The organism is Vibrio sp. 10N.261.46.A3, assembly GCF_041472995.1.
GTDB lineage: Bacteria > Pseudomonadota > Gammaproteobacteria > Enterobacterales > Vibrionaceae > Vibrio > Vibrio coralliirubri.
In genome coordinates this window covers 1-951 of the sequence record NZ_JBFRRH010000032.1, presented here as the reverse complement: position 1 = coordinate 951, position 951 = coordinate 1, and the positions used below count along the sequence as shown (strand labels likewise).

The 951-nt window shown below is 41.4% G+C and carries 1 protein-coding gene; it reads left to right on the top strand.

All coding sequences use genetic code 11. The annotated features are described in order from the left end of the window. The coding region (locus AB4484_RS09305) for a primase C-terminal domain-containing protein (protein ID WP_372077717.1) at positions 1-450 on the top strand (450 nt) is incomplete at its 5' end. Positions 451-951: the final 501 nt, after the last annotated feature.

The window sequence follows — 951 nt, the reverse complement described above, 5'->3', positions numbered from 1 at the left end:
GAATACACGCTAGATGAACTAGCGGATTATCTCGATTTAAAAGGTCATCCAAAGAAAGGAATCGAATCTTCTGGCTTAGGTCGAAATTGTGAGTTGTTTGAATCTGCAAGCAAATGGGCGTACAGAGCGATTAGGGACTATTGGGCACCAGATTATAAGCTAATGTGGAATGACGCTGTATACGACCACGTAGAGGCATTGAATGGGCAATTCATGGTTCCATTGCCAGTGTCAGAAGTGAAATCTATTTCTAAGTCTATAGCTAACTGGACGTATCGAGAATTTACGCCAGAGAAATTCCGTCAAAGCCAAGCTAAGAAAGGGGCTAAAGGTGGGAAAGTATCCAAAAGAAAACCAGTACAAGGCTCCGAAGCTCAGAGTAAGCCGTGGGAAGCGTTAGGGATTTCTCGTGCATGGTATTACAAGAAAAAGAAATTAGGCGAGATTTAAGGAGTAGACTGGATAAGCCTTATCAGATAACAGCCCGTTTTAGGGCTGTCTTGCTTTCTAGTATTAAGCGTAATTCTTTCGGAGTATCTCTTAGAGTTCCTTTGTCTTACACTCATGTCTTTTGCCGTTTTATCTACACCGCTCGGCGCAGTGTGTGAGTAAGCGAAGCGTCCGAACACCGAGCAAGCGGAATACACTCGATCTTAAACTGTGGCACTGTCACTCCAGCTTAAAAATCAAATTACTCAATGCTTTCTTTCCGAATTTTAAGTCTGACTTTAGGCCTCTTTTTTCTAAAAAACGATATGTAATTCCGATATGCAGAACCGATATACGGTCATATCGGTTTTAGAGTCTTCTTTCATGAACGCTTTCACATTCCCAGTGTGGGCGTTTATGTGAAACCTCAACGTGAAACCACTTTGTACAACAGGTGTTGCACATAATAGTTTCACAAAACGGTTTCACATAAAGTAAAAATAAGAGCAAAGAAAAGAGCAG